The organism is Bradyrhizobium sp. th-b2 (genome assembly GCF_000426785.1).
In the GTDB taxonomy this organism is placed as follows: domain Bacteria; phylum Pseudomonadota; class Alphaproteobacteria; order Rhizobiales; family Xanthobacteraceae; genus Bradyrhizobium; species Bradyrhizobium septentrionale.
Genome location: NZ_AUGA01000003.1, coordinates 212,520 through 230,112, shown reverse-complemented (window position 1 = coordinate 230,112; position 17,593 = coordinate 212,520). Strand labels below are relative to the sequence as shown.

The 17,593-nt window shown below is 65.8% G+C and carries 18 protein-coding genes; 8 read left to right on the top strand and 10 right to left on the bottom strand.

Annotated elements, in window-relative coordinates; all coding sequences use genetic code 11:
- Positions 1-53: 53 nt before the first annotated feature.
- The 4 genes from K359_RS0106295 (at position 54) to K359_RS0106280 (ending at position 3,291) form a co-directional block, all read left to right on the top strand.
- Positions 54-959, top strand: coding sequence for a hypothetical protein (locus K359_RS0106295; protein ID WP_029078582.1), 906 nt, complete (start codon positions 54-56; stop codon positions 957-959).
- A 71-nt stretch (positions 960-1,030) separates the two neighbouring features.
- Positions 1,031-1,441: an ASCH domain-containing protein gene (locus K359_RS0106290; protein WP_029078581.1), complete on the top strand. Its 411-nt coding sequence runs from the start codon at positions 1,031-1,033 to the stop codon at positions 1,439-1,441.
- Between the two features lie 284 nt (positions 1,442-1,725).
- Complete coding sequence (locus K359_RS0106285) at positions 1,726-1,959, top strand: hypothetical protein (protein ID WP_029078580.1); 234 nt, start codon at positions 1,726-1,728, stop codon at positions 1,957-1,959.
- Positions 1,960-2,022: 63 nt separating this feature from the next.
- On the top strand, positions 2,023-3,291 hold the full coding sequence (locus K359_RS0106280) for a lipoprotein-releasing ABC transporter permease subunit (protein WP_029078579.1): 1,269 nt from the start codon (positions 2,023-2,025) through the stop codon (positions 3,289-3,291).
- Positions 3,292-3,300: 9 nt separating this feature from the next.
- On the opposite strand, the gene K359_RS0106275 is transcribed toward K359_RS0106280, so the two are convergent.
- The 7 genes from K359_RS0106275 to K359_RS0106245 all read right to left on the bottom strand — a co-directional run bounded on the left by K359_RS0106275 (position 3,301) and on the right by K359_RS0106245 (position 10,778).
- Positions 3,301-4,572 carry an FAD-binding oxidoreductase gene (locus K359_RS0106275; RefSeq protein ID WP_029078578.1) on the bottom strand — a complete coding sequence of 424 codons (1,272 nt, stop codon included), beginning with the start codon at positions 4,570-4,572 and terminating at the stop codon, positions 3,301-3,303.
- Positions 4,572-6,236, bottom strand: coding sequence for a thiamine pyrophosphate-binding protein (locus tag K359_RS0106270; RefSeq protein WP_029078577.1), 1,665 nt, complete (start codon positions 6,234-6,236; stop codon positions 4,572-4,574). Before K359_RS0106270 ends, K359_RS0106275 begins: the two co-directional genes overlap by 1 nt.
- Positions 6,237-6,549: 313 nt before the next feature.
- Positions 6,550-7,695, bottom strand: coding sequence for an acyl-CoA dehydrogenase family protein (locus tag K359_RS0106265; RefSeq protein ID WP_029078576.1), 1,146 nt, complete (start codon positions 7,693-7,695; stop codon positions 6,550-6,552).
- 13 nt (positions 7,696-7,708) lie between these two features.
- Positions 7,709-8,536 (bottom strand): SDR family NAD(P)-dependent oxidoreductase, encoded by an 828-nt coding sequence (locus tag K359_RS0106260; RefSeq protein ID WP_029078575.1) that lies wholly within the window; start codon positions 8,534-8,536, stop codon positions 7,709-7,711.
- 190 nt (positions 8,537-8,726) lie between these two features.
- Positions 8,727-9,134 carry a MaoC family dehydratase gene (locus K359_RS0106255; protein ID WP_029078574.1) on the bottom strand — a complete coding sequence of 136 codons (408 nt, stop codon included), beginning with the start codon at positions 9,132-9,134 and terminating at the stop codon, positions 8,727-8,729.
- The gene (locus K359_RS0106250; RefSeq protein WP_029078573.1) at positions 9,131-9,586 is read right to left on the bottom strand and encodes a MaoC family dehydratase N-terminal domain-containing protein; all 456 of its coding nucleotides are present in this window, start codon (positions 9,584-9,586) and stop codon (positions 9,131-9,133) included. The genes K359_RS0106255 and K359_RS0106250 overlap by 4 nt, the downstream gene beginning before the upstream one ends.
- Positions 9,587-9,593: 7 nt before the next feature.
- A complete protein-coding gene (locus K359_RS0106245; RefSeq protein ID WP_029078572.1) occupies positions 9,594-10,778 on the bottom strand; it encodes a lipid-transfer protein in 1,185 nt (394 codons plus the stop codon).
- Between the two features lie 107 nt (positions 10,779-10,885).
- Here K359_RS0106245 and K359_RS0106240 point away from each other — a divergent pair, with 107 nt between their 5' ends.
- From K359_RS0106240 to K359_RS57140, 3 genes are all read left to right on the top strand, one after another.
- The gene (locus K359_RS0106240) at positions 10,886-11,686 is read left to right on the top strand and encodes a TetR/AcrR family transcriptional regulator (RefSeq protein WP_029078571.1); all 801 of its coding nucleotides are present in this window, start codon (positions 10,886-10,888) and stop codon (positions 11,684-11,686) included.
- Entirely contained in the window at positions 11,616-13,172 is a 1,557-nt protein-coding gene (locus K359_RS0106235) for a long-chain fatty acid--CoA ligase (RefSeq protein ID WP_029078570.1), read from the top strand. Before K359_RS0106240 ends, K359_RS0106235 begins: the two co-directional genes overlap by 71 nt.
- 259 nt (positions 13,173-13,431) lie before the next feature.
- Complete coding sequence (locus K359_RS57140) at positions 13,432-14,028, top strand: DUF2889 domain-containing protein (protein WP_051346022.1); 597 nt, start codon at positions 13,432-13,434, stop codon at positions 14,026-14,028.
- A 161-nt stretch (positions 14,029-14,189) separates the two neighbouring features.
- Here K359_RS57140 and K359_RS0106225 read toward each other — a convergent pair whose 3' ends face one another.
- Both K359_RS0106225 and K359_RS0106220 read right to left on the bottom strand, forming a co-directional pair.
- Positions 14,190-14,657, bottom strand: a complete 468-nt coding sequence (locus K359_RS0106225) for a carboxymuconolactone decarboxylase family protein (RefSeq protein WP_029078569.1) — start codon at positions 14,655-14,657, stop codon at positions 14,190-14,192.
- On the bottom strand, positions 14,654-15,061 hold the full coding sequence (locus tag K359_RS0106220) for a cupin domain-containing protein (RefSeq protein ID WP_084518308.1): 408 nt from the start codon (positions 15,059-15,061) through the stop codon (positions 14,654-14,656). Before K359_RS0106220 ends, K359_RS0106225 begins: the two co-directional genes overlap by 4 nt.
- An 88-nt stretch (positions 15,062-15,149) precedes the next feature.
- Between K359_RS0106220 and K359_RS0106215 the strand changes: the two genes are divergently transcribed.
- A complete protein-coding gene (locus K359_RS0106215) occupies positions 15,150-16,604 on the top strand; it encodes a PLP-dependent aminotransferase family protein (RefSeq protein ID WP_029078567.1) in 1,455 nt (484 codons plus the stop codon).
- Here the strand turns inward: K359_RS0106215 and K359_RS0106210 are convergent.
- The gene (locus K359_RS0106210; RefSeq protein WP_029078566.1) at positions 16,582-17,409 is read right to left on the bottom strand and encodes an SDR family NAD(P)-dependent oxidoreductase; all 828 of its coding nucleotides are present in this window, start codon (positions 17,407-17,409) and stop codon (positions 16,582-16,584) included. The two genes, K359_RS0106215 and K359_RS0106210, sit on opposite strands and share 23 nt — an antisense overlap.
- Positions 17,410-17,593: the final 184 nt, after the last annotated feature.

Below are 17,593 nucleotides of genomic sequence, written 5' to 3'. Positions count from 1 at the left end.
TTACCAGAGATTGGCCGGACCATCATTGCTCAATCTGGCAAGGGAAGCAGGTCATGCCACTGACCGAAGGCGACGTCCTGGATACACTGAGCGACCCGGTAGCGCTTGGCATCGAGTTCTACGTGGATAAGATTCACATTAAAGGCGAATACTTGACGACAGTTCGCGACCACATTCGCGCCGGCAATATCCTGGTCAAGGGCGGCACCGAGGATCTCGCTTTCTACGATCAAACGGCGGAGGTTCTGTTGACACAGAAGAAGTCGCCGCCCGCAAATGACGGCGATCGGGCGCTGCTGCTGCATGAATGCGTCCACGCCATGATCGACGTCTATGATCCTGATGGCACCGTTACGCGTCACATGGGCGAATTGGCGGCCTATCTCACTCAAACGACCTATAGCGTGCGCAAGAATCCATCGGCTAACCGCACCGGCACAGCCGCCTGGGACAAGTTCTGGGGCGACTTGTACGCCACGCTGCGCGCCAACAGGCTCGACACCAGCGCGGGCAACGGCGTGAAGATTCCGGCGGCGACGCTCGAAAATTTGCGCCGGCAACTCGCCGCCTTGCCCTCTGTGAACTACGGAAGTTTCAACAAGGAAGCGACCGGCGTATCAGATGGGCTGATCCGCATGAACATATTCCTGTCGACGACCGATGAACCCGTGTCCATGCGATCATCGAGCGTTGCCTACGAATCCAATCCAGATCCGAGCGATGACTATTTGATCCGCACCTTGATGGAAGCCTATGCGAGCACCGATGTGAGAGGCTATGGCGAGCGCCTTCGCCAGCTCCGCCGGGACTTTCTCTTTTGCTCGCTGCCTCGCGCCCACGAGTTGCGGAGGCGGCTCTCGCTGCGGAAGCGAGGAGACCGGCTCTCCGAATTGTTTCACGATCGCCTGTCGCGTGGCGGCCGCGCCATTCTTCTGCGTGTTCTTGCGTTGCGAAGCTGACAGTGCCCGGGCCAGAGACGTTCGTCCCGCGCAACGCTTGCGCGCCGGTCCGGGCCGGCTACGCTGTCCCCATGGCAAAGCCGATCCCCGAACGGTACCAGCACCTCCGCGCGTTCGCTTTCGGCGACAATCCCGCCCTCGCCGATCAACTCCTCGAACTCGTGACCGACGGCGTCAAGACCGCGACCTGCAGCACGGAAGACGAGCCGAACACCTCGGCGCCCGGGGAGCGCTGGATCGTGCTCGATGGTCGCGGCGAGCCCCGCTGCGTGATCGAAACCACCGAGGTGACGTATCGGCGCTTCAGCGAGGTCGATGCCGGCTTCGCACGTGACGAGGGCGAAGGCGACGGAAGCCTGGCTTATTGGCGTGATGCGCATCGCGCCTATTTCGGCCGCCTCGGACGATTCAGCGAAGACATGATGCTGATGTGCGAACGCTTTCGCCTGGTCGAGGTGTTCGGCGATCTCCCGGACGCGTAGCCGGGCGGCCGATGGTGGCTCCGTCTTCCACTGGAAACCGCGGCGTCGGATCGCAGGAACCAACGTCGGTGCGGCGCATTGTCACTTCATCCACCGGTTGAAAGGTAACACCCGTCAGTGTTCGGTATGTGTGCCGATCCCGTCGTGTTGCCTGTCCGCCGAGAGATTCATTTAGTCGTCATCTGTTGAATTTCAGGATCCTTCACTTTGGCACTTTTTGCATATCAGGCACCGGGCACGACGTCCCGATCGCGCAGGCGGATCACCGCCGTCAGAGACGCGCGATGAAGACGGACAAGGCCATCTGGTACGTCTCGTTCGCGGTGAGAAATTCCGACGCCGGACACCACCGCTTCCCACGCCAGACCCGCACCTTCGCGAGCGAGCTGGACGCCAAGGCATTCGCGCGCACCCTGCTCGATCAGGCGCAGGACGTCAGCGCCGGAACGATCAACCCGCACACCCCAAGGCGTGTGATCGCACCGGCGGCGATCACCACCTGGGCCGGCAAGAGCTGAGGCGGCGGCAGGAGCGCTGGCGAATCCCCCGGCAAGCAGACAGAATGCCGGTCCCTCCGGTCAATGAGCAGGACTTTGGCAGAGCCATCGCAAACTGCGCCCTTCGCACCGTTCGAATGGATGCTGTCCGCGCGCTACCTGCGGGCGCGGCGCAGGGAAGGCTTTATCTCTGTGATCGCCGGGTTCTCGTTTCTGGGCATCATGCTTGGCGTCGCCACCTTGATCATCGTCATGGCCGTCATGAACGGTTTTCGCAAGGAGCTGCTGGGCAAGATCCTCGGCCTCAACGGCGATATTCTGATTCAGCCGGTGGAAAGGCCCCTGACCGACTGGCAGGACGTTGCCGAGCGGATCAGCCAGTTGCAGGGCATCCGCCTCGCTGTCCCCGTGGTCGACGGCATGGCACTGGCATCGTCGTCCAACGCCTCCGGTGTTCTCGTGCGCGGTATTCGCGCCGCCGACCTCTCCCGCCTGCCCTCGGTCAGCAACACCATCAAGGGATCGATCGAGCATTTTGACGAGGGCCAGGGGATCGTCATCGGCCGCCGGCTCGCCGATCAACTCTCGGCGCATGTCGGCGACGGCATCACGCTGGTCGCGCAGCGCGGCGCGACCACGCCGATGGGCATCATGCCGCGGATCAAAAAGTACCCGATATCGGCCGTGTTCGAGATCGGCATGTCCGAGTATGACTCTGGCCTGATCTTCATGCCGATCATCGAAGCGCAGGCCTATTTCAACCGCGGCAAGAACGTCACCGGGATCGAGGTTTTCACCACCGATCCCGATCGGGTCGACCAGTTTCGCAAGACGGTGACGGAAGCGGCCGAGCGGCCGGTCTTCCTGGTGGATTGGCGTCAGCGCAACACGACCTTCTTTGGCCTGCTTCAGGTCCAGCGCAACGTGATGTTCGTGATCCTGACCATGATCGTGCTGGTGGCGGCGCTCAACATCGTGTCCGGGCTGATCATGCTGGTGAAGGACAAGGGCAGCGACATCGCGATCCTGCGGACGATGGGCGCCTCTCAGGGCGCGATCATGCGGATCTTCCTGATCACCGGAGCCTCGATCGGCGTGGTGGGGACGCTGGTCGGCTTCGCGGTCGGCCTTTTCGTATGCCGCCATGTCGAAGCGATCCGCCAATTCCTGTCATGGCTGACCGGCATCCAACTGTTCCCGCCCGAGCTCTATTTCCTGTCCGAGCTGCCGGCGGAGGTCGACATCGCGCAGACCGCAGCAGTCGTGATCATGGCGCTGACGCTGTCGTTGCTTGCCACGCTCTATCCGTCATGGCGCGCGGCGCGGCTCGATCCGGTCGAAGCCTTCCGGTGATGTTGCGTCCTACAGAAAACGTGACGGCGCAAACGGCGCGAGCGGGATTTCCGGCGCCTTGCCGCTGAGCAATTGCGCGACCAGCCGGCCGGTACGGGCCGAGCCGACCAGGCCGACATGGCCGTGGCCGAAAGCGTAGACCACGTCACGCGTGGCGCTGCTATGGCCGATGCACGGTCGCCCGTCCGGCATGCTTGGGCGATGGCCGAACCACGTCTTGATCCGCGACGCCGGAATATCCTTCGGCAGTTTCGGAAACATGCTGAAGAGATGCTCGCGCAGGATCTCGGCGCGCTTCCAGTTCGGCGCGGCGTCGAGCCCCGCGATCTCCACCGTACCTGCGGCGCGCAGGCCCTTGTCGGTCCAGTTGACGACCATCTTGGCGTCCGAGGCCATCATCGAATTGCGCGGTCCGGATTCGGGATTCTCGATCATGACGTGATAGCCGCGCTCGGTCTCCAGCGGAAGCGAATCGCCGATCGACGCGGTCAGTTGCCTGGAGCGCGCGCCGGCGGCGACCACCGCGGCGTCGCAGGCAATCTCGCCGGTCGTGGTAACCACGGCGGCGAGCCGGTCGCCCGCAAGTCTGAGACCGACCGCCTTGGCGGCGACGCGCTCGGCGCCGTTCGCAATGGCATGCGCGGCGAGCGCTGCGACATAAGCGCCGGGATCGCGGCAACGGCCGGCCTCCTCGACCACGACGCCGAACTTGTAGCGCGGATGCAGGTCAGGCTCGCGCTGGCGCATCTCGTCTTCATCGAGCTCGAGCCATTCGATGCCGACACGCTTGCGGATGCGCCAGCCGAGGTCGCGGTCGAACGGTTCGCGCGAGGGAAACACATGCATCACCCCGCGCCGCTCGATCAGTTCGGGCACGCCGGCTTCCTCGGCGAGCTGCCGGTGCAGCAGCGGCGCGTCTTTCAAGAGATCGCGCATCGCCCGCGCAGTGGCCTCGACCTGCGCCTCGGTCCGGCTCGACAACAAGTACTTGATCAGCCACGGCAACGCCTTCGGCAGATACGACCAGCGGATCGACAACGGCCCGAGCGGATCCATCAGATAGCCCGGCACCTTCTTCCAGGTGCCGGGTTCGGCCGGCGGGATCACCGAATGCGACGACAGCCAGCCGGCATTGCCATAGCTCGCCGCCTGCTCACCGCCGGGCTCGCCCGGATCGATCAGCGTGACGCGGTGACCACAGCGCAGCGCCTCGATGGCGCTGATCACGCCGACGGCGCCGGCGCCGATGATCGCGACGTGACGGCCCGTTGGCTGCGCCATCAACGCGCGGCCTGCTCGGGCACAAAGTCCTTGCCGACCGACAGCGCGCGCTGATCGACCAGACAGTGCAGGATCGCCGGCTTGCCGGAGGCCAGCGCGCGCTCGAACGCCGGCGCAAAATCCTCGGTGCGCTCGACCCGTTCGCCGTGGCCGCCGAACGCCTTGGCGTAGAGCGCGAAGTCCGGGTTCTTGAGCTGGGTGCCGACGACGCGGCCGGGATAGTCCCGCTCCTGATGCATGCGGATGGTGCCGTATTGCGCGTTGTCGATGACGACGACGATCAGCGGCGCGTCATACTGCACGGCGGTGGCGAATTCCTGCCCGTTCATCAGGAAGCAGCCGTCGCCGGCGAACGCGACGACGACGCGATCCGGATGCTGCCGCTTGGCCATCACAGCCGCCGGCACGCCGTAACCCATCGAGCCCGAGGTCGGCGCGAGCTGCGCTGCGAAAGTGTGGAAGCGATGGTGGCGGTGAATCCAGCCGGCGTAATTGCCGGCGCCGTTGCAGACGATCGCATCCTTCGGCAGCCGATCGCGCAGCCAGGTCACGACCTCGCCGTACTGGAAATGGCCCGGCAGCTCGCGCGGCTTGTCGGTCCAGGCGAGATAATCCGCGTGCGCCTTCGCCGCCTCGCCCTTCCAGGCGGGCGCAACTGCGGGCTTCATGGTCTCGACCGCCGCGGCGAAGGCGGCAGGCGTCGCCTGGATCGCCAGCGCCGGCTGGTAGACGCGGCCGAGCTCCTCGGAGCCGGGATGGACATGGATCAGCTTCTGGCTCGGTGTGGGAATGTCGAGCAGCGTGTAGGACGAGGACGGCATTTCCGACATGCGGCCGCCGATCAGGAGGATCACATCGGCGCCGGTGAAGCGATCTTTCAGCTTCGGGCTCGGGCCGATGCCGAGGTCACCAGCATAATGCGAATGGTCGGCGTCGATCAGCGAGGCGCGGCGGAACGAGGTCGCGACAGGCAGGTCGAACCGCTCGGCAAAGCGCGCAATGCCCTTGGCCGCCTCTGCGGTCCAGGCCGAGCCGCCGAGCACCACGATCGGGGCCTTGGCGCCGGCGAGCATCGTGCCGAGACGTTCGAGATCCGAGGGCGCCGGCCAGGTCACCGCAGGCTCGACCTTCGGCGCGTCGGCGACCGCCGCGGTCTCCGTGAGCATGTTCTCCGGCAGCGAGATCACCACCGGCCCGGGGCGGCCCTGCAGCGCGACGCGGAAGGCGCGCGCGACCAGCTCCGGAATGCGGTCCGGACGGTCGATCTCGACCGCCCATTTCGCCATGGTGCCGAACACCGCCTTGTAATCGAGTTCCTGGAACGCCTCGCGCTCGCGCATGCCGGTGTCGACCTGGCCGACGAACAGGATCATCGGCGTCGAATCCTGCATCGCGATGTGCACGCCGTGGGCGGCATTGGTCGAGCCGGGACCGCGGGTGACGAAGCAGATGCCGGGCCGCCCGGTCAGCTTGCCATAGGCCTCCGCCATCATCGCGGCCCCGCCCTCGGCGCGGCAGATCACGACGTCGATCGGGCTGTCATGCAGGGCGTCGAGCGCCGCCAGATAGCTCTCGCCCGGCACGCAGGTGACGCGCTCCACCCCTTGCGCGACCAGCTGGTCGATCAGGATCTGGCCTCCGGTGCGGGCATTGCTTTTGGTCATGAGGGCTCCCTGCAGGCATTGGCGCGCGCGCGAGGCTTGCGCGGAAAATGGTCCGACGGGGGTATGATAGACGGCAATATGGCGCAAGGCCGAAACCGCCGCGGGACGCGGTGGCGGCATCGAGCCATGCGGCAGGGAAAGGGCAGCGGCGCGTGGCCGCCGATTTGTGCAGAGCGGGCGGATTCCGTTGCACTGACGGGCTCCGTCATTCCGGGGCGATGCGCCAGCATCGAACCCGGAATCTCGAGATTCTCGGGCGCGCAATTGCGCGCCATTAGTTCACGCTCCGCGTGCCCCGGAATGACCCGGTCACTTACAGCGAGCGCGCGATCAGGAGCTTCATGATCTCGTTGGTGCCGCCATAGATCTTCTGGATGCGGGCATCGATGAACATCCGCGAGATCGGATATTCCTGCATGTAGCCGTAACCGCCGTGCAGCTGCAGGCATTCGTCCGCGGTCTCGACCTGCTTCTGCGAGCACCACCATTTCGCCATCGAGGCGGTCACGGTGTCGAGGTCGCCGGCAACCAGGCGCTCGATGCACCAGTCGACGAACACGCGGGCGATCATCGCCTCGGTTTTGCGCTCGGCGAGCTTGAAGGCGGTGTTCTGGAATTCGAGCAGCGGCTTGCCGAACGCGGTGCGTTCCTTGGTGTAGTCGGCGGTGATCCGGACCGCGCGCTCCATCGAGGCGACGGCGCCGACGGCGAGCGCCAGCCGCTCCTGCGGCAATTGCTGCATCAGCTGCGCGAAGCCGTTGCTCTCCTCCGCCCCGAGCAGGTTTTCCGGCGGCACCGTGACATTGTCGAAGAACAGTTCCGAGGTGTCTGAGGCGTGCAGGCCGATCTTGTCGAGATTGCGCCCGCGCCGGTAGCCCTCCGCGCCGGCAGTTTCAACGACGATCAACGAAATGCCTTTCGAGCCCGCAGCCCCGGTGCGCGCCACCACGATGACGAGATCGGCGGCCTGGCCGTTGGTGATGAACGTCTTCTGGCCGTTGATGACGTAGGAATTGCCCTGTTTCCTGGCCGTGGTCTTGACAGCCTGCAGGTCGGAGCCGGTGCCGGGCTCGGTCATTGCGATGGCGCCGACCATCTCGCCCGACGCCATCTTCGGCAGCCAGCGCAGCTTCTGCTCCTCAGAGCCGTAATTGACGATGTAATGCGCGACGATCGCGCTATGCACGGAGACGCCGGTGGTCAGCTCCGGCACCGTGCTCTCGAGATCATCGAGCACCGCGGCATCATAGGCGAAGCTGGCGCCCAGGCCGCCGTAGGCCTCGGGCACGCTCGGCAGCAACGCGCCCATCTCGCCGAGCGCGCGCCAGGCGGAGCGGTCGACCAGCTTCTGCTCGCGCCACTTTTCGGCGTGCGGCAAAAGGTCCTTGGCGAGGAATTTGCGGAACTGGTCACGGAAGGTGTCCAGTTCCTCGGTCATCCAGGACGATCGGTAGAGCATTGTTTCCTCGTTATCAGATTAGCAGACCGCCGCCGGCGACGATCACTTGACCACTGATGTAGTTCGATTCCGGAGCGCAGAACAGATAGACCGCGTCCGCCGCCTCTTCCGGCGTGCCGCCGCGGCCGAGCGGGATCATCCGGCCCATCGCCTCCAGCATCTGCGGCTGGACGCCGACCTTGATGTCGCGGCCGGCGACGTCGATGGTCTTCTGCTGGGTCTCGATCGGCTGGGTCAGGCGGGTGTTGATCAGGCCGAACGCCACGCAATTGACGTTGACCTTGTAGCGGCCCCACTCCTTGCACATCGTGCGCGTTAGCCCGATCAGCGAGGCCTTCGCGGAGGAATAGCTCGCCTGCCCGGCATTGCCGTAGAGGCCGGCGATCGAGGAGATGTTGACGACCTTGCGGAACACCTCACGGCCGGCTTCGGCCTCCTTCTTGGCCATCACCCGGATCGGCTCGGACGCCGCACGCATGATCCGGAACGGGGCAACCAGATGGACATCGAGCATCGCCTGGAACTGCTCGTCCGACATCTTCTGAATCGTCGAGTCCCAGGTGTAGCCGGCATTGTTGACGATGATGTCGAGGCCGCCGAACTGCTCGATCGCGTGGCCTACGAAACGATCGGCAAAGCCGGCGTCGGTCACGCTGCCATTGACCGCGATCGCCTCGCCGCCCATTGCCTTGATCTCGGCGACGACGGCATTGCCCGGCTCGGCATCGAGGTCGTTGACCACGACGCGCGCCCCCTCGCTCGCAAGCTTCAGCGCAATAGCCCGCCCGATGCCGCGGCCCGAGCCTGAGATGAGCGCGACTTTGCCTTGCAGTTTCGACATGGTTCCTCCCTCAAACGAGATGATCTTCTTTCTTCACCTCTCCCGCTTGCGCGGGAGGTCGCATCGCATCGAAGATGCGATGCGGGTGGGGGCTCTCTCCGCGACATGACTCGTGGAGAGAGCCCCCACCCCAGCCCTCCCCCGCAAGCGGGAGAGGGAGTACGAGTCCTTGCTTGGCGTGACTATCTCGCTACAGCGCAATAACGGCTTCCCCCGCGAGCTTGATCTCGCCGTTCTGATCTTTCGTCGTCAGCGCGACCTTCGCCCGCTTCTGGCCGCCCTGCTCGATCAGCTCGGTCACCGTGCCCTCGCAGGTCAGCTGGGCGCCGAGCTGGGTGATGGCGGCAAAGCGGGTCGAGAACGAGCGGATGCGCGACGGCGCGACCGCATCCGTCAGCGCCTGGCCGAGATAGCCCATGACAAGCATGCCGTGCGCGAACACGTCGGGAAAACCGGCCTGCTTCGCGAAGTCGATGTCGACATGGATCGGGTTGTGATCGCCAGAGGCGCCGCAATACAGCGCGAGGCGATGCCGGGTGATCGGCGGGAACGCCTTGTGGACGATGATGTCGCCGACCGCCGGATGTGCAGCGCTCATGACGGCCTCGCATTGCGCACCACGATGGTGCGCGAGATATCGGCGACATGGACGCCGCTCTGGTTGGTGACCGGGGTGTCGACCACGATCAGCGTCATCGCCCCGCCCTTCTTGTCGGTGACGCCAGTGACGCGCGGGCGGAACGTCAGGGTGTCGCCGACCATGACGGGGGCGTGATAGTCGAAGCGCTGCTCGCCATGCAGCACGCGGGCGAGATCGATGCCGAGCGCGGTCAGGAACTCGAACGGCACGGTTGCGTCCATCATTTCCAGGCAGAACAGATAGGTCGGCGGCACCGGCGCCGCCGCAAAACCCGCGGCCTGCGCGGCCGCCTCGTCGCGATAGACCGGATTGCTCTCGCCGAGCGTATCGAGGAAGAAGCGCAGGCGCCCCGGCTCGACGCGCGCGGTCACCGGCGTGAACGCACGCCCGACGGCAGATTGATCGACCATGACGACCTCAGACGCGTTCGTAGAGCGTCACGACGCAGGCGCCGCCGAGGCCGAGATTGTGCTGCAGCGCGAGCCGCGCGCCTTCGACCTGGGTCGCCGCCGCGGTGCCGCGCAGCTGCCGCGTCAGCTCGTAGCACTGAGCGAGGCCGGTGGCGCCGAGCGGATGGCCCTTCGACAACAGGCCGCCTGAGGGATTGGTGACGAACTTGCCACCATAAGTATTGTCGCCGTCGTCGATGAACTTCGCGGCCTCGCCTTGGGCGCAAAGGCCGAGCCCTTCATAGGTGATCAGCTCGTTATGGGCGAAGCAGTCGTGCAGCTCGACAACGTTGAGATCTTTCGGCCCAATGCCGGCGGCTTCATAGACCTTCGTCGCGGCGTCGCGCGTCATGTCATAGCCGACCACCTGCATCATGTCGTCGGCACCGAAGGTCGACGGGGTGTCGGTGGTCATCGCCTGCGCCGCGATGCGGACCTGCTTGTTGAGCCCGTGCTGGTCGGCGAACTTCTCCGAGACCAGGATTGCGGCGGCGCCGCCGCAGGTCGGCGGGCACGCCATCAGCCGCGTCATCACGCCGGGCCAGATCACCTGGTCGTTCATCACGTCGTCTGCGGTGACCTCTTTGCGGAACAGCGCCAGCGGATTGTTCTTGGCATGGCGGCTCGCCTTGGCGCGCACTTTTGCAAACGCGGAGAGCGGCGTGCCGTATTTCTTCATGTGGCTCAAGCCGGCGCCGCCGAAATAGCGCAGCGCCAGCGGCACGCCGGGTGCATCGACCAGCTTGTCGGCCGCAGCGTCGAAATCGTCGAACGCGCTGGGCCGATCGGTGAACACGGCCCCTAACGCGCCGGGCTTCATCTGCTCGAAGCCGAGCGCCATCACGCAATCCGCCGCGCCTGACTCGATCGCCTGCCGCGCCAGGAACAGCGCGGTCGAACCGGTCGAGCAGTTGTTGTTGACGTTGACGATCGGGATCCCGGTCATGCCGACCGGATACAGCGCGCGCTGGCCGCAGGTGGAGTCGCCATAGACATAGCCGACATAGGCCTGCTGCACGCGGCCGTAGTCGAGGCCGGCGTCGGCGAGCGCGAGCCTGGCGGCCTCGGCGCCCATCACGTGATACGGCGCATTGGCGCCGGGCTTGACGAACGGGATCATGCCGACCCCGGCAACATAGGTGCGTGACGTCATCGCGTGTCCTCCCGAAACTTACCCGCTGGACTATTTATTACCCATGGGTAATATACGGCACCTCACGCAGAGTCAATGCGGCATCGGCTTCACGGTATCGGCCTCACATGGACGACGGACACATCCCCTCCTCCAGCCAGTCCCCCTGGCTGCCCTTCGAGAGCCGGCGCCGCGCCCGCGACGAGAAGCGCGAGGCGGTGCTGCGCGCCGCCGTGCAGCTGTTCCTCGAACAGGGCTATCACCGCGCCACGCTGAACGACGTCGCCAAGCGGCTCAACATCACCAAGCCCGCGCTCTACAATTACTTCCGCGGCAAGGACGAGATCCTGTTCGAGTGCTGGTCGATCGGCAACGAGCTGGTCGACGAATGCATTGCCGAGACCTCGGCCGGCAGCGGCAGCGGCCTTGCGAAGCTGCGCAAGCTGGTGGTCCGCTATGCCGAGCTGATGACCGAGGACTACGGCAAGAGCCTGGTCCGCTTCGACATCCGCGACCTCAGCGAGGACAATCGCAAGATCGTGCAGACGGCGAAGCGGCGGATCGACCGCGCCTTCCGCGACTACATCGTACAGGGTGTCGAGGACGGTTCGGTCAAACCGTGCGACCCGAAGCTCGCGGCGTTTGCGATCGCGGGCTCGCTGAACTGGATCGGCCACTGGTTCCAGCCCGGCGGTGAGTTGACCGGACGCGCCGTCGCCGAGGAATTCGCGATCCGCCTCACCGAGGGGATTGCCACGACATCAACGCGCAAAACAACGGCGCACAAAGCAGCCGTTCCAGCTGGAGAGAAGGCGGACAGACCGCCTCACAACGGAAACGCACCAAGGGAGGACGGAAGTGAACATCACACACGGGCTGCGGCGGGCGCTGCAGGTCAATCCAAACGGGCTCGCGGTCGTCTGCGGTGAGCGACGACGCAACTGGCGCGAGGTCGGCACCCGCGTCGCCCGCCTCGCCGCGGCGATCCGCGGCCTTGGCGCTGACAACGGCGACCGCGTCGCGATCCTGTCGCTGAACTCCGATCGTTATCTCGAGCTGTACCTTGCGGTCGGCTGGGCCGGCGCCGTGATCGTGCCGCTCAACATCCGCTGGAGCCCCCTCGAAAACGAGGACGCGCTGCGCGACTGCCGCGCCAAAATCCTGTTCGTCGACAAGGCCTTTGCACCGGTCGGCGCGACGCTCGCAACCACCATCCCCGGCCTCAAGCTGGTCTATGCCGATGAGGGCGAGACCCCCGCAGACATGGACAACTACGAGACGCTGATCGCGCGCAGCGAACCGATGGCGGACGCGATGCGCTCGCGCGACGATCTCGCCGGCATCTTCTACACCGGCGGCACCACCGGCCGCTCCAAGGGCGTAATGCTGAGCCACGGCAATCTGATGGCCAATGCGCTCAACGCGCTCGGCGAAGGCCTGTGGCCGGGCAGCACGATCTATCTGCACGCCGCACCGATGTTCCACCTCGCCAATGGCGCTGCGATGTATTCGGTGCTGCTGTCGGGCGGATCCAACGTCGTGATCCAGGGCTTTACGCCCGATGGCGTCGCCACTGCGATTCAGAAGGAGCGCGTCACCGACGTGCTGCTGGTGCCGACCATGATCCAGATGTTCGTCGATCACCCCACGCTCGGCACTTATGACCTGTCGTCGCTGAAGGGCATCTCCTACGGCGCTTCTGTGATCAGCGACGCCGTGCTGATGCGCGCCATGAAGGCGCTGCCGCATGTCGAATTCACGCAAGCTTATGGCATGACCGAACTGTCGCCGATCGCTACGATCCTGCACTGGAAGGAGCATATCGGCGACGGCCGCGCCAAGGGCCGACACCGCGGCGCCGGCCGCGCCACGCTTGGCGCTGAAGTGAAGATCGTCGATGCCGAAGACAAGGTCGTGCCGCTGGGCACCGTCGGCGAGATCGCGGTGCGCGGCGATATGGTGATGATGGGCTATTGGGAGCGGCCCGAGGAAACCGCGCGCGCCGTGATCGACGGCTGGATGCACACCGGCGACGGCGGCTACATGGACGAGGACGGCTTCGTCTACGTCGTCGACCGCGTCAAGGACATGATCATCTCCGGCGGCGAGAACGTCTATTCGGCTGAGGTCGAGAACGCCCTCGCTCAGCACCCCGCGGTGGCGCAATGCGCCGTGATCGGCATCCCGAGCGAGCGCTGGGGCGAGCAGGTGCACGCCGTCGTAGTGCTGAAGAGCGGCGCCGGCGCCACGCCGGAAGAGCTGATGGAGCACTGCAAGGCGCTGATCGCGGGCTACAAATGCCCGCGCAGCGTCGACATCACCGCAACCCCGCTGCCGCTCTCCGGCGCGGGAAAGATATTGAAGCGCGAGCTGCGCAAGCCGTATTGGGAGAACCGCGAGCGGCGGGTGAGCTGAGGCCGGCACGCGGGAATCGTAGGGTGGGTTAGCCAACGGGTCCGCGCGAAGCGCGGCCCGATGACAGGCTCCGCGTAACCCACCGACTTCGTGCCGCGAAAGACGGCGGGTTACGCCTTCCGCCACCGCTTGTTGAACGACCGCGTTCGCGGGCGGCTAACCCACCCTACGCAATGCATGGCGCCGCGCGGGCCTCAGGCGTTGACATCGGAGCATGCGGCCGATTGGATCAATTCCAGATTCAATCCAGCGAGTTCCGATGTCCGCACCTGATACCAATGCCGACGGCAAGCCCCGCCGCCTGATGCACCGCCGCTCCGTCGAATGTCTGGGCTATCTCCGCGACGACGGGCTGTGGGAGGTCGAGGCACGGCTGGTCGACACCAAGCCCTATGCGCGGCACGACAAGTATCGCGGCCAGCAGCAGCCGGAGGATCCCGTGCACGACATAAGGCTGCGGCTCGCGGTCGACGACAGCTTTACCATCCGCGAGACCGGCACCACGATGGCCTCGACGCCCTACCCGTCCTGCCTCGATGTCGAGGGTATCTTGCAGCGCCTGGTAGGCGAGCGCATCGGCAAGGGCTGGCGCGAGATTGTCAGGCGCAAGATCGGCAAGCTCGAAACCTGCACCCATCTCGCCGAGCTCTTGGGGCCGGCGGTAACGACGCTGTTCCAGACCGCGACCGCCGGCAAGGATCCGCAGGGCCGCGGCTCGCTCGATCACCAGCGCGACGCGACCGAGCCGCCGTTCTTCGTCGGCGGCTGCTATTCGTGGCGGCTGGACGGACCTGTCGTGGCCGAGACCTTTCCGCAATTCGCGACGAAGCCGGTCGAGGCGAAACAGGAATCGTAGGGTGGGTTAGCCAACGGGTCGGCGCGAAGCGCGGCCCGATGATAAACTCCGCGTAACCCACCACCTTACGCGCAACAAGGATGGTGGGTTACGCCTTGCACCATCGCTTGCCGAACGACCGCACTCGTGGGCGGCTAACCCACCCTACGAGATTTGCGCATTCACGCCGCCGCCGAATGCTCGACCACCGCCTGCGGCGGATTGCGGAAACCGATCGCGATCCGGTTGTAGGTGTTCATCAGTCCGATTGCGATGGTCAGGTCGACCAGCTGCTTCTCGTTGAACACCGCGCGCGCTGCCTGATAATCCGCGTCCGGGATCGCGGTCTCCGACACGCGCGTGACCGTCTCGGCCCAGGCCAGCGCTGCGCGCTCCTCGGCGTCGAACAGCGTCTCCGCCTCGCGCCAGACCTGCAGCAGCGCCAGCTTCTCGATCTTGACGCCCATTTTCTGCAGGCTGCGCGTGTGCATGTCGAGGCAGTAGGCGCAACCGTTGATCTGCGAGATGCGCAGATAGACCAGTTCGATCAGCGTCGCGGAGAGCCCGCTTTGCGTGATGTAGCCATAGACGCCGCCGAGCGCCTTGATGCCGGCGGGCGCGGCCTTGTTGTAATCGATCCGCATGCTCACTGCTTGTGTCCTTCCTTGTCGAAGACGGTCAGCGCCTTGTCGTTGCTGTCGACGACGAACACGGCAAGCCGCTTCGCCGGCTCGGTCGCGCTGGCGTTTCGGCCGAGCACATGATGCGCGCCGGGCGGCTCGAAGAAGCTGTCGCCAGCCCGATAGACGTGCGCCGCCTCGCCCTCCAGCTGGCTCTCGATCGCGCCCTGCAGAATGTAGACATAAAGGAAAGCCGACTTGGCATGATGATGCGGCGCCGACGGCTCGCCCGGCGGGAAATTCACCTCGACCGCGATCAGCGACTTGCCGGGAATGTTGGTAATTGCGTGCTCGAATTTCGGCGTCACCGATTGCGCCATCGCAGGGGTCGCAAGCGCGGCGCAGGCCAGCAGCGTCGTCCATAAGGTATTCATCATGTGCCTCCATTGCTGACAAATAAATGCGGGCGCACACGGCCAAAATGAAGCACCAAGAATGAACCGAATTGGTGTACCACGGGCCATGCCAAACCCGCTTCCCATCGCGCTCGACCGCTCGGCCAGGACGCCGCTGTCCGAGCAGATCCGCAAGGCGATTGCGGCGGCGATCGACAATGGCGTGCTGGTGCCGGGCGCCCGGCTGCCGTCATGGCTCGACCTCGCCGCCCAGCTCGGCGTCGCGCGCGGCACCGTGCGGGCGGCCTACGACAGACTGGCGGACGCGCAGCACATCGTGTCGTCGAAGGCGAACGGCACCACCGTCGCGATGCGGCCGAGGAAAGCGGCGAAGCCCGACGCGCCGGTCGTTCCCGGCTCGGTCGTGGAGATGTTTCAGGATTTGAGCGGTCAGGGCATCTTCCGGATGGGTGTCCCCGCGCAAGAGACCCTCCCCGCCAAGCTGCTGGCGCGAATCCGCGCACGCGCCGTGCGGGCGGAATTGAGCGCGGTGACGCGCACCATCGATCCGCGCGGCGAGATCGAACTCCGACGCGAGATCGCAGCGCATCTTGCGATCGCGCGCGGGATCGAATGCTCGCCGGCACAGATCGTCATCACGTCGGGCTTCAGCGGCGGCCTCGGCCTCGCGCTGGGGGTGCTCGGCCTCGAAGGCCGCCGCGCATGGCTGGAAGACCCGGGATTTCCTTTGACCCGGAAGGGCCTCGAGCTCGCTCGGCTCGAGCCGGTCCCGATCCCCGTCGATGCCAATGGCATCGATGTCGAGCACGGCCTGCGGCACGCACCCGACGCGGCGCTCGCGGTCGTGACGCCGGGACAGCAGGCGCCGCTCGGCCCGCCGCTGTCACTGGGGCGCCGCGCGCAGCTGCTGGACTGGGCCGCGCAGGCCGGCGCCTGGATCATCGAGGACGACTATCTCGGCGAGTTGCAGCTCGACGGCCGCGCCGCGCCCGCACTCGCCTCGCTCGATCCTGCCGGCCGCGTGATCCATCTCGGCTCGTTCAGCAAGACGATCTCGCCGACGCTTCGGCTCGGCTTCCTGGTTGCCCCTGAAGCGCTGGCGGCGCAGTTCGCCGACGTGGCGACGTGCCTCGCCCCTGCCCCCGGACCGGCGGTACAGCTTTCGACCGCGGAGTTCATGCGAGAGGGCCATTACATCCGCCATCTCCGACGAACCAAACGGGCCTATTGCGACAGCCGCGATGCGCTGACGGCTGCGCTGCGGACGTGGAGCAACGATGTGCGGGTTGCCGGCCTCGCGGTGATGCTGACGCTGCCGGACAAGGCCGACGATGTCGCAATCGCACGCGAGGCGCTCGCGCATGGGCTGGCGCCCGCCCCGCTCTCGCCCTGGTATGTCTCATCGAAGCGCGCGCAGCCCGGCCTGCTGCTCGGCATTGCAACGGTGCCCGATCGCGGCGTTCAGGCCGCCTGCAAGCGTCTGTTCGCGGCGATCCGCGCGCAAGACCGCACCCATGGCGCGCCGGCGTCACGCCGCGTCAGGAAGCCCGCAAGCCGGTAAGCGCGAGACTCAGCGCCCGCAGCCGCTTGCGCGCCTCGGCATCATAGGCCTGGGCATGGGCGCGCACCTCGCGCCTGCCGTCGAAGAACAGCCCGCTTTGGCCTGCGACATCGTCGTCATGGACCAGACGCAGGATGGCATCGCCGCCCTTTTCGACGGTCGAGATCGGCGTCGCGCCGCTGGCGCGCACCATCGTGGTGTTCATATAGGTCGCCGGGTGCAGCGCATTGACGGTCACGCCGGAGCCTTCGAGCTCCGCGGCAAGCTCGATGGTGAACATGATCTGCGACAGCTTGCTCTGCGCATAGGCGCGCGCGCCGCTATAGTTCTTCGTGATCATCACGTCGTCGAAATCGATCGGATGCTGGCCGAGCGAGGCGACATTGACGATGCGCGCCGGCGCACTCGCCTTGAGCCGCGGCAGCAGCAGATGCGCGAGCAAGAAGCCGGCGAGATAGTTCACCGCGAAGCGCAGCTCGTGGCCGTCCTTGCTGGTCTGCCGCGCCGGCCCCTCATTCTGCGAGCCGATACCGGCGTTGCTGATGAACACGTCGAGCCGCTCCTGATCGTCGAGCACCAGCTGGGCGAACTCGCGGACCTCGGCCAGTGAGGACAGATCGGCCTGATAGAACATCGGCTCGCGGCCACTGACCCGCTTGATCTCGTCGGCCAGGGTCTGCGCCCGCTTGGTATCGCGGCCGTGGATCAGCACCCGGGCGCCGGCGGAAGCCAGCTTCATCGCGACGTAGCGGCCGACGCCATCGGTGGAACCGGTGATCAGCACCGTCTTGCCTGCCATATTCATCGAAATTGCCTTTCGATCGTACGCCCAGCGCTGCCACCGAAGATAAAGGCCCCTTGCGGACATTGCCATGGCATGCCACGCCGCCGGCGGCGCCAAAACGGCGTCCATCATGGTTGGCCCAGGGCCTCCCGCTCCATGGTCACCCAGAGCGGCCGCATGGCCCATTGGGCAGTCGCGCATCTGC